Raw genomic sequence first — 10,005 nt, 5'->3', positions numbered from 1 at the left:
GGGGGCGGCGGTGGCGGAGGCGGCGGGCACGGCGGGCCCTGGACCGCATGATAGACACCATCCGACGTGTAATAGCCGTCAACGACGCCGTCGCCGTCGCGATCTGCGGCAACCGTGCCTACAATGGCTCCGGGACCCGCCGGCGGCGGAGGCGCCGGGGGCGGCTCCTCGGGGGTTGTGCAGGCGCCGAGCGCCAAGGTGCCGACCAATAAAACCGCCAGATATCTGTTTTTCATGTCCGTCTCTCCCAGAGATGGCGGCGGGGGCTCCGGCAGCCCACGGTTCCGCAAATCAGCAAACGACGATCACGCAAAATCGTTCCACGCGGGTAACAGCAAGCCCCCCAGGGAGCGTCCTTCAGCCACAGGGTAGCATATTTCGGACAGCCGTCCGATCGCCTTCAAGGCAGTTGAGCGCAACCAATGCCCTCCGCACCGCCTCCTCCAGCGGGGTATGCGGCTCGCGACCCAGCAGTTCCTCCATGCGCGACCCCGCAATCCTGAGAGTGTTGTGCCAATAAGGCTTGATCTCACGCATCTCGCGCATCGTTTCGGAAAAGGGTGCGGCAAGCGTCGTCAGCCACCACGGGAAACGCCACGCGCCCATGTCGGGTCGACCGACCGTTTCCGCGATCGCTTCGATCATCTGGCGTCCGTCATGATCCCAATGCCCGTGAAAATGGACGCGTTCGAAGGTCGCGAGCCGATCCTCCGCATCCAGCAACCGCGCCACCGCCTCGGCCAGATCCGGCAGATAGGCCCAGCTGTGCCCCGCCCCTGCCCGACCGGGTGCAATGATCCGCCTGACGGGTTTCCCGGGTTGGATCATCGCCTGCGTGAACCAGCTTTGCTTCGCACCGGGCCCGAAGAAATCGCCCGCACGTACGATCAGGCTCCGCACGCCGCGCGCGCCGGCCTGCTCGAGCATCGCCTCGAGCCGGACGCGGATCGCGCCCTTGTCGCTGAGCCCTGGTTGCGCGCTGTCCTCGACGACAACCTTCTGGGTCAGCGGATCGTAATTGTAGATCGTGCCCGGCAGCACGATGCGCGCCCCCGCCGCCTCTGCGGCCGCTATGCTGTTCGTGATCATCGGCAGCACCAGGCGCGCCCATCCGCGGTAGCCCGGAGGATTGACCGCATGGACGATGATGTCCGCCCCCTTCGCCGCACGCACAACGTCCGCCTGCGACATTGCATCGCCCGCAATCCACTCCGGTCGCGGCCCCGGCCGATCCCAGCGGTCAGCAGCAGCCGTGCCATCGCGTACCAGCGCGCGCACATTCCAGCCGCCTGCCAGAAGCCTTTCGGCGATCGCGCCGCCGACGCCACCCGTCGCGCCAAGCACGAGCGCCAGACCTTTTGCATCATTTGTCATCACAACCTCCGTTCCAGTTCGATCACCGCAATCTGCCCGTGCCCCCGGCTAAACGGAATTGTTCAAATCTGTTGTTCTGATAGTATAAAATTGATGAGTACATTCGCCCCTGACTGGGAAGACCAGCGCACGTTTCTCGCGGTGATCGAGCAGGGCAGCCTTTCTGCCGCCGCCCGCGCACTCCACGTCGCCCAACCCACCGTGCGCCGCCGGATCGAGGCGCTGGAGGCGACGCTGGGCGCGGTGCTCTTCACGCGTGCACCGAACGGGCTGGTGCCGACCGAGGAAGCGCGCGCGCTGGCGCCCCACGCGCGCGCAATGGCGGTTGCGTCCGAGGCGTTCGCGCGGACCGCAACCGCGCCGGCGGGAGAAATGGCCGGAACGGTGCGGATCGGCGCGGCCGATGTCGTGGGCGTGGAGGTGCTGCCGCCAATGCTCGCCGCATTGCGCGAAAAGCATTCCGCGCTGGTGTTCGAGCTGAGCCTCAGCAACTTTTCGGCGGACCTGTTGACGCGTGAAGTCGACATTGCGATCCGGATGGTGCGGCCGAAACAGGCCGCCATCGCCGCCCGGCGCGTGGGCGTGGTCGAACTCGGCTTCTTCGCGCACCGCGACTATATCGCGCGCCGCGGCCTGCCCGAAAGCTTGGCGGACCTGCCCGACCACGACCTTATCGGTCCCGATCGCGATCCGGTGGACCTCGGTGCGCTGGGCCGGCTCGGAGAGGGTCTCGGCCGCGAGATCTTCACGGTCCGCACCGACAATCATCTCGCGCATCTGTCGGCGTTGCGCGCCGGGCTTGGTATCGGGCTTATCCATCTCGCGCTCGCCGCACGCGATCCCGATCTGGTCCCGGTGCTCCCCGGCTCGATCCACTACGCCTTCGAGACGTGGATCGCGATGCACGAGGATCTCCGCCGCGTCGCGCGTGTGCGCGCCGTGTTCGACCATCTTGTCGCGAGCATGTCCGCCTATACGGCCCGCGGAAAAGCGGCCTAGATCACTCCTTGCCCCCGCAGCACCGTGATCGCCGCTGCGTCCATGCCGAGAAGGTCTGAAAGCACAGCCTCGTTGTCTCCGCCGACCATCGGCGGGGCTTGCGGCGCGACCACGGGGCTCGCCGAGAGGCGGTGCGGGCTGCGCACGCCCGGAACGGCGCCGTGCGGACTCGGCATCGAGAGCCTGAGGCCACGATGCTTAGCCTGCGCGTCGTCAAAAGTCGCGTCGAGGTCGTTGATCGGACCGCACGGTACCGCGTGGGCGGACAGCAGTGCCATCCACTCTTCGGTCGTCCGCGCGGCAAGCAGCTCGGCGATGATCGGGACGAGCGCTGGCCGGTTCGCGGTGCGCAGCGCATTGGTCGTGAAACGCGGATCGTCGGCAAGTTCGGGGCGTCCGGCCTGTCGCACGAAACGCGAGAATTGCCCGTCATTGCCGATCGCGAGGATGATATGCCCGTCGCTGGTCGGAAAACCCTGATAGGGCGTGATGCTGGGGTGCTGATTTCCGATCCGCCCCGGCGCCTCGCCCGAGACGAGATAGCCCAGTGCCTGATTGGCCATCGAGGCTACCGCGACGTCGAACAGCGCGATGTCGATCTGCTGCCCCTCGCCCGTCGCCTCGGCATGGCGAAGCGCGGCGAGGATCGCGATCGTCGCGTTGAGTCCGGTCAGCACGTCGGCAAGCGCGACGCCGACCCGGTAAGGTTCGCCGCCGATCGGGCCGGTCACGCTCATCAGTCCCGACATGCCCTGGATCATGAAGTCGTAGCCCGCCTCATGCGCGCGCGGGCCATCCTGTCCGAAACCCGTGATCGAGCAATAGACGAGCTTCGGATTGACCTGCCTCAGCGACTCCCAGTCGAGCCCATAGGCGGCAAGCCCGCCCTGCTTGAAATTTTCGACCACGATGTCGCACTTCGCCGCGAGCGCGCGGACGATCTCCTGCCCCTTGTGCGAGGCGAGGTCGATCGCGACCGACTTCTTGTTGCGGTTTGCGGAGAGGTAATAGCTGCTCGTGACGCGCTCACCCGCCTCATTCTCGAACCAGGGCGGTCCCCAGGCGCGGGTATCGTCCCCGGCTCCCGGGCGTTCCACCTTTATCACCTCGGCGCCGAGGTCAGCCAGCTGCATGGTCGCCCAGGGACCCGCGAGCACGCGGGACAGGTCGAGGACACGGACGCCGTGAAGCGGAGCGGTCATTCCGTCAGCCTTGGGCGCTGAACGCCTGGATTCCCGTGATCGCGCGGCCGAGGATCAACGCGTGGATATCGTGCGTGCCCTCATAGGTGTTGACCGTCTCGAGGTTCACGACATGGCGGATGACGTGGAATTCGTCGGCAATACCGTTGCCGCCGTGCATATCGCGCGCGACGCGCGCGATATCGAGCGCCTTGCCACAATTGTTGCGCTTGATCAGGCTGATCATCTCGGGCGCCCAGGTGCCCGCATCGATATTGCGGCCGACCGCGAGAGCCGCGTTGAGCCCGAGCGCGATTTCGGTCTCCATATTGGCGAGTTTCAATTGCGGGATCTGGTTCGCGGCGATCGGCCGGCCGAACTGCTTGCGGTCGAGCGTGTACTGCCGCGCGCGGTGGAAGCAGTCCTCCGCCGCGCCCATCGAGCCCCATGCGATGCCGTAGCGCGCTTTGTTGAGGCAGCCGAAGGGGCCGGCAAGACCACGCGCATTGGGCAGCAGATTCGCCTCAGGCACGAAGACCTCGTCCATGACAATCTCGCCCGTGATCGAGGCACGCAGGCTCATCTTGCCCTCGATCTTGGGGAAGCTCAGCCCCTCCATGCCCTTTTCGACGATGAAGCCGCGGATCACGCCGTCGAGCTTAGCCCAGACGACGCCGATATCCGCGATCGGCGAATTGGTGATCCACATCTTGGAACCCGTCAGGCGATAACCGCCATCCGCCGCAACCGCGCGCGTCTTCATGCTGCCCGGATCCGAACCCGCATCGGGCTCGGTCAGCCCGAAACAGCCAACGATCTCGCCCGTCGCCAGCCGCGGCAGATACTTCTCGCGCTGTTCCTCGGTGCCATATGCGTAGATCGGGTGCATCACGAGCGAGGACTGTACGCTCATCGCCGAGCGATAGCCCGAGTCGACGCGCTCGACCGCGCGCGCGATCAGGCCATAGGCGACGTGGGAAACGCCCGCGCAGCCATAGCCGTCGATCGTGGCGCCCAGCAGGCCGAGTTCGCCCAGCTCGTTCATGATCTCGCGATCGAAGCGCTCCTCGCGCGTCGCGGTGAGCACCCGCGGCAGCAGCTTGCTCTGTGCATAATTTTCCGCGGTGTCGCGGATCATCCGCTCATCATCGGTCAGCTGCGCGTCGAGAAGAAAGGGGTCGTCCCATTTGAAGGGCGTGAAGGCGGCCATCGAGCATCCTGTCCAGAAGAGATGTGTTTCGTCTGCCTATGCCGCAGCCGCGCGTCCGCGCCAACCCCGGCTCGTCGGTCGTGAGCCGCCGTTCAGCCGTTCACCACCTGCTCGATCACACCGAAGATCGGGTGATGATGCTCGTCTTCCATCCAGATCCGCACCGTGTCGCCCGCCTTCATGAAGGGGGTCTTGGCGCTACCCGACTGGATCGTCTCGATCATCCGGATCTCGGCGATGCAGCTGTAACCGAGGCCACCCTCTGCAATGGGTTTGCCCGGGCCACCACCCGCGTCGCGGTTGGATACAGTGCCCGAACCGATGATCGTGCCCGCCACCAGATTGCGCGTCTTCGCGGCGTGCGCGACGAGCGTACCGAAATCGAAGGTCATGTCCTCCCCCGCATCGGCGCGACCGAAGGGCTGGCCGTTATAGTCGACATGGAGCGCGCCCGAGAGCTTGCCGTCCTTCCAGCGTGCCCCCAGCGCGTCGGGCGTCACGAAAACCGGCGACATCGCGCTTGCGGGCTTGGACTGGAAGAAGCCGAAACCCTTGGCAAGCTCGGCCGGAATGAGGTTGCGCAAGCTGACATCGTTGGTCAGCCCGACCAGCCGGATGCTGCCAAGCGCCTCTTCCCGGCTCGCGCCCTGCGGCACATCGCCCGTGACGACGACGACCTCGGCCTCCATGTCGCAGCCCCAGCTTTCATCCGCGAGCGGGATCGGATCACGGGGTGCGAGGAAACCGTCCGAGCCGCCCTGATACATCAGCGGATCGTGCCAGAAGCTGTCGGGCAGTTCGGCGCCCCGCGCCTGACGGACGAGCGCGACATGGTTCACATAGGCCGAACCGTCGGCCCATTGATAGGCGCGCGGCAGCGGCGACGCGGCCTCGCGCTCGTGAAAGCGTTCCTTGGGAATGGCATCGTGCTCAAGGTCGGTGGCGAGGTTGCGCAGATCGCCCTCGAGGCGGTCCCAGTCGTCGAGCGCTGCTTGCAGCATCGGCGCGATATGGGAGGCATCGGCATACCAGGCGAGATCGTTGGAGACGACGACGAGACGGCCGTCGCGGCCCGATTTCAGGCTCGCCAGTTTCATGCATATCCTCCCATTGTTCAGGTCCAGCTTGGCACGGCTAAGGCGTCCCGCCAATCGCCGAATCGCGCGACTGGTAACAACTGCAACTAACTCCGTCCACTTTCCGCTACGGCATTGACGTTTACGGAAAGCCGCTTGACGAAGGCGTCAATGCGGGTTCCCTTAGGGCAAAGCCAAAGACCGCAGAATTGCCGGAGAGGAATCCCCATGTCACTCGATCAGCTCGCCCGCACCGCCTATTCGGAAGACCATGAGGCGTTCCGCCAGACGGTGCGCCGCTTCATGCAGGAAGAGGTCGCGCCCAACGCCGCGAAATGGGAGGAAGCGGGGATCGTCGACAAGGCCCTGTGGCCCAAGGCGGGCGAACTCGGCCTGCTCTGCCCCACCGTCCCCGAGGAATATGGCGGGCTCGGCCTCGACTTCGGCTATAACGCGATCGTCGACGAGGAAGCCGCCTATAATGGCGGCGTCGCGCTGGGCTTCTCGCTCCAATCCGATATCGTCGTGAACTACATCGTTTCCTACGGCTCCGAAGAACAGAAGAAGCACTGGCTGCCCAGGCTCGTCTCCGGCGAGGTCGTGACCGCGATCGCGATGACCGAGCCCGGCGTGGGCTCCGACCTTCAGGGGATCAGGACCACCGCGAAAAAGGACGGCAACCACTACGTCATCAATGGCTCCAAGACCTACATCACCAACGGCCAGAATGCCGACCTGATCCTCGTCTGCGCCAAGACCGACACCGAGGTGCAACCCGCATGGAAGGGCGTGTCGATCATCCTCGTCGAGGCCGACCGCGAGGGTTTCGAGCGCGGCCGCAATCTCGACAAGATCGGGCAGGACGCCGCCGACACTTCCGAACTCTTCTTCAACGATGTCCGCGTGCCGATGACCAACTGCCTCGGCGAAGAGGGCAAGGGCTTCATCTACCTGATGAGCGAGCTGCCGCAGGAGCGCCTCTCGATCGCGGTGTCGGCACAGGCTTCGGCGCAGAAGGCCTATGACGAGACCGTCGCGTTCGTCCGCGAACGCAAGGCGTTCGGGAAGCCCGTGATCGACTTCCAGAACACGCGCTTCACGCTCGCCGACCTCAAGTCGAAGCTCCAGGTCGGCTGGGCGCATCTCGACTGGGCGCTGGCGCGCCACATGAAGAAGGAGCTGACCCCCGAAGAGGGTGCGGCGGCCAAGCTCTGGCACACCGAGCTCCAATGGGAGGTGATGGACAAGTGCCTCCAGCTTCATGGCGGCGCGGGCTACATGAACGAATATCCCATCGCCCGCGCCTGGCGCGGCGCGCGCGTGACGCGCATCTTCGGCGGCACCAACGAGATCATGAAGGAATTGATCGGCCGCAAGCTCTAAAGACCTGGCGCCCTGCACCGATCCGACCGCCGCCACATCGTCATCCCGGACTTGATCCGGGATCCATGAACACGGTCCTCGGTGATCTCGCGTCGAAGGTCGTGCTCATGGATGCTGAAGCAAGTTCAGCATGACGGATTGCGCAAAGACGCACCGCACATGCCTGCAAGCTGACGGTTTTGCTTGGAGAATCGCCGAACCTCCGTCTAGCCTGAGGGCCAAGGGGGACATGATGGATTCGGCAGTGACATTCCTGCTCGGTGGCGACACGATCGTCTTCACCGGCGCGCTCGTGCTCATGGCGCTGATCGGGCTGGTCGAGGCGATCGGGCTTGGCGGCGCCGGGCTCGGTCTCGACGCCGACACGCCCGACAGCGATCTGCTCGGCTGGCTTGGCTTCGGGAAGCTCCCGCTGCTGATGCTCCTCGTGCTCTTACTGACGCTGTTCGGCAGCATCGGGATCGCCTTCCAGCAACTGATGGCCGGCCTCACCGGCGAAACCATCACACCGATGATCGCCGCGCCCGTTGCGGCGGTCGCGGCGCTGCCGCTGACCGGCCTGCTCGCACGGCCGCTCGCGCATATCCTGCCGCGCGACGAGACCACCGCGATCGACATCGAAGATCTCGTGGGCCTGCGTGCGGTGATCGTCACCGGCCGCGCCGAAGCGGGCTCTCCCGCCCGCGCGCGCGTCCGCGACCATCACGGCCAGCAACACTATGTCATGGCCGAACCCGACAATGCCGGACAGAGCTTCACCGAGGGCGAGGAGATCATCCTCGTCCGGCGGGAAGCGCATATCTTCAAAGCGATAACCGAGGGTCGCACTCTCCTCCCACAACTGGATAGCTGACACATATGAACGAGATCGTCGAAAGCGGCGGGGGCCTGCTCTCCGTCCTCATCATCCCGGGTATCGGCCTTGCGCTGCTCATCACGCTCGGCATCATTCTCGCGCGGCTCTACAAGCGTGCGTCCAAGGAAATCGGCTTCGTCCGCACGGGCTTCGGCGGCGAAAAGGTCGTGATGAACGGTGGCGCGCTTGTCCTCCCCGTCTTCCACGAGACGATGCCCGTCAACATGAACACGGTGCGGCTGGCGGTGGAACGCAAGAATGCCGATGCGCTCATCACGCTCGACCGGCTGCGCATCGACGTGAAGGCCGAATTCTATGTCCGGGTGAAGCCCGATGCGGGCTCGATCGCGGTCGCGGCGCAGACGCTGGGGCTTCGCACGATGAACCCCGAGGCGCTGAAGGAACTGGTCGAGGGCAAGTTCGTCGACGCGCTCCGCTCGGTCGCCGCGGGCATGACGATGAACCAGCTCCACGAGCAGCGCGCCGACTTCGTCCAGAAAGTGCAGCAGGTCTCCTCGGCCGATCTGGCGATGAACGGGCTCGAGCTGGAATCGGTGTCGCTCACCGGTCTCGACCAGACCTCGATCGAGCATTTCAACGCCAACAACGCCTTCGACGCCGAAGGCCTTACCAAGCTCACCGAGCAGATCGAGCTGCGCAAGAAGGCCCGCAATGACATCGAGCAGGACACCCGCGTCCAGATCGAGTCCAAGAATCTCGAGGCCGAACGCCAGTCGCTGATCATCGCACGCGACAACGAGTTCGCGAAGCTCGAGCAGGAGCGCGAGGTCGAGATGCGCCGCGCCGAGCAGATCTCGGTCGTCGCGCGCCAGCAGGCCGAGCGCCAGCGCGAGGCCGATCAGGCGCGGATCGAAGCCAAGCAGATGACCGACGCCAGCCAGATCGAGGCCGACCGCGCGGTTCAGCAGGCCAAGATCGCGCAGGAACAGGCGATCGAGATCGCCCGGCAGGAACAGCAGATCGCGGTCCAGAACAAGAGCCGCGAGGAAAGCCAGGCGCGTGCCATTGCAGACAAGGCGCGCGCAGAGGCTGTTGCCGCCGAAGAACAGGTTTCCACCGCACGCGAATCCGAGATTGCCGAACGTGCCAAGAAGATCGAGCTGATCGAGGCTTCGAAGGAAGCCGAACGTCAGGCAATCGCTGTCAAGGTCGAGGCCGATGCCGAAAAGCAGGCCGCCGCTGACCGCGCCGAGGCGGTGCTCGAGGCCGCGCGCGGCGAGGCCGAGGCCGAGAAGCTCCGCGCCGAGGCGGCACGAGTCCGCTTCGAGGTGGAAGCGGCGGGCCAGCGTGCGGTCAACGAGGCGGCGAACCTGCTCTCGTCGAACCAGATATCGCTCCAGACCAAGCTCGCGCTACTCAAGGTGCTGCCCGAAGTCGTGCGCGAGGCGGCAAAGCCGATGGAAGCGATCGACAGCATCAGGATCGTTCAGGTCGATGGCCTCACCGGTCAGGGCGGCGGGAACGGCGCCGCCAATGACGGCGACGGTGGCGGCGAACGCAATCTCGCCAACAGTGCGGTGGCCGCAGCGTTGCGTTACCGCGCGCAGGCCCCGGTGATCGACGGACTGATGAAGGAGCTGGGCTTCGACGGGTCGACGCTCGACAGCCTTGTCGCCGGCGCCACGCGGCCTTCCGACAGCGATGAGCCGCCGGTGCAGCCCAAGCGCGTCAAGACGCGCGGCCGCCCCGCCGAGGCCGAGGATGCAAGCGAGGTGGCCGAATAGGCAGACCAGCGGCCGCTGATGTCGTCATCCCGGACTTGATCCGGGATCCATGAACACAGACTTCGGCAATTTTTCCTCGGAGCTCGTGTTCATGAATGCTGAAGCTAGTCATCTGGAACTGAAGTAAGTATCATTGTATATGCCGTTGTTGGATAGGCAGGGGCATTCATGATGGCGGGTC

General features: G+C 65.2%; 9 protein-coding genes. 4 read left to right on the top strand and 5 right to left on the bottom strand.

What is annotated here, in order from left to right:
• Window positions 1–236: hypothetical protein (locus AC3WJD_RS20835; RefSeq protein ID WP_492748676.1), on the bottom strand; the 236-nt coding region annotated here is incomplete at its 3' end.
• A 121-nt stretch (window positions 237–357) separates the two neighbouring features.
• Window positions 358–1,374 carry an NAD(P)H-binding protein gene (locus AC3WJD_RS20830; RefSeq protein ID WP_492748675.1) on the bottom strand — a complete coding sequence of 339 codons (1,017 nt, stop codon included), beginning with the start codon at window positions 1,372–1,374 and terminating at the stop codon, window positions 358–360.
• A gap of 93 nt (window positions 1,375–1,467) precedes the next feature.
• Here AC3WJD_RS20830 and AC3WJD_RS20825 point away from each other — a divergent pair, with 93 nt between their 5' ends.
• Window positions 1,468–2,373 (top strand): LysR family transcriptional regulator, encoded by a 906-nt coding sequence (locus tag AC3WJD_RS20825; RefSeq protein WP_492748674.1) that lies wholly within the window; start codon window positions 1,468–1,470, stop codon window positions 2,371–2,373.
• Here the strand turns inward: AC3WJD_RS20825 and AC3WJD_RS20820 are convergent.
• From AC3WJD_RS20820 to AC3WJD_RS20810, 3 genes are all read right to left on the bottom strand, one after another.
• Window positions 2,370–3,575, bottom strand: coding sequence for a CaiB/BaiF CoA transferase family protein (locus AC3WJD_RS20820; RefSeq protein ID WP_492748673.1), 1,206 nt, complete (start codon window positions 3,573–3,575; stop codon window positions 2,370–2,372). The two genes, AC3WJD_RS20825 and AC3WJD_RS20820, sit on opposite strands and share 4 nt — an antisense overlap.
• 4 nt (window positions 3,576–3,579) lie before the next feature.
• Window positions 3,580–4,764 (bottom strand): acyl-CoA dehydrogenase, encoded by a 1,185-nt coding sequence (locus AC3WJD_RS20815; RefSeq protein ID WP_492748672.1) that lies wholly within the window; start codon window positions 4,762–4,764, stop codon window positions 3,580–3,582.
• Between the two features lie 92 nt (window positions 4,765–4,856).
• The gene (locus tag AC3WJD_RS20810; RefSeq protein ID WP_492748671.1) at window positions 4,857–5,861 is read right to left on the bottom strand and encodes a fumarylacetoacetate hydrolase family protein; all 1,005 of its coding nucleotides are present in this window, start codon (window positions 5,859–5,861) and stop codon (window positions 4,857–4,859) included.
• Between the two features lie 207 nt (window positions 5,862–6,068).
• On the opposite strand from AC3WJD_RS20810, the gene AC3WJD_RS20805 reads away from it, so the two are divergent.
• From AC3WJD_RS20805 to AC3WJD_RS20795, 3 genes are all read left to right on the top strand, one after another.
• Window positions 6,069–7,223, top strand: coding sequence for an acyl-CoA dehydrogenase family protein (locus AC3WJD_RS20805; RefSeq protein WP_492748670.1), 1,155 nt, complete (start codon window positions 6,069–6,071; stop codon window positions 7,221–7,223).
• Between the two features lie 229 nt (window positions 7,224–7,452).
• The gene (locus AC3WJD_RS20800; RefSeq protein ID WP_492748669.1) at window positions 7,453–8,076 is read left to right on the top strand and encodes an OB-fold-containig protein; all 624 of its coding nucleotides are present in this window, start codon (window positions 7,453–7,455) and stop codon (window positions 8,074–8,076) included.
• Window positions 8,077–8,081: 5 nt separating this feature from the next.
• On the top strand, window positions 8,082–9,824 hold the full coding sequence (locus AC3WJD_RS20795) for a flotillin family protein (RefSeq protein WP_492748668.1): 1,743 nt from the start codon (window positions 8,082–8,084) through the stop codon (window positions 9,822–9,824).
• Window positions 9,825–10,005: the final 181 nt, after the last annotated feature.

Source organism: Sphingobium sp. FW306-1B-F04DB, assembly GCF_058781925.1.
Note: the sequence above shows the minus strand (reverse complement) of the source record. Positions and strands in the feature narration are given on the sequence as shown.